The 919-nt window shown below is 53.9% G+C and carries 1 rRNA gene; it reads right to left on the bottom strand.

The window, feature by feature from the left end:
- A 23S ribosomal RNA gene (locus ACX9OW_RS20735) occupies positions 1–919 on the bottom strand; the annotation flags it as partial.

Here is a 919-nt window from a genome sequence, read left to right as displayed (position 1 = left end):
CCACAGCTAGCGCCATGGTTTCATAGCCTCCCACCTATCCTACACAGACGAACTCAACGTTCAGTGTAAAGCTATAGTAAAGGTTCACGGGGTCTTTCCGTCTTGCCACGGGAACGCTGCATCTTCACAGCGATTTCAATTTCACTGAGTCTCGGGTGGAGACAGCGCCGCTGTCGTTACGCCATTCGTGCAGGTCGGAACTTACCCGACAAGGAATTTCGCTACCTTAGGACCGTTATAGTTACGGCCGCCGTTTACTGGGGCTTCGATCAAGAGCTTCGCCTTGCGGCTGACCCCATCAATTAACCTTCCAGCACCGGGCAGGCGTCACACCCTATACGTCCACTTTCGTGTTTGCAGAGTGCTGTGTTTTTGATAAACAGTCGCAGCGGCCTGGTTACTGCGACCCTCTTCAGCTATAGCTCGCACGAGCCACCAAAAAGGGTGCACCTTCTCCCGAAGTTACGGTGCCATGTTGCCTAGTTCCTTCACCCGAGTTCTCTCAAGCGCCTGAGAATTCTCATCCTACCCACCTGTGTCGGTTTACGGTACGGTCTGCGTAAGCTGAAGCTTAGGAGCTTTTCCTGGAAGCGTGGTATCAGTGACTTCGTCTTAAAGACTCGTCTCGGTGCTCGGTCTTAAAGGATCCCGGATTTGCCAAAGATCCAAACCTACCGCCTTTCCCCGGGACAACCAACGCCCGGTACACCTAACCTTCTCCGTCCCTCCATCGCACTTACGCGAGGTGCAGGAATATTAACCTGCTTCCCATCGACTACGACTTTCGTCCTCGCCTTAGGGGCCGACTCACCCTGCGCCGATTAACGTTGCGCAAGGAAACCTTGGGCTTTCGGCGTGCGGGTTTTTCACCCGCATTATCGTTACTCATGTCAGCATTCGCACTTCCGATACCTCCAGC

The organism is Stenotrophomonas genospecies 5 (assembly GCF_054473825.1).
This window is presented reverse-complemented; position numbering and strand designations above follow the sequence as displayed.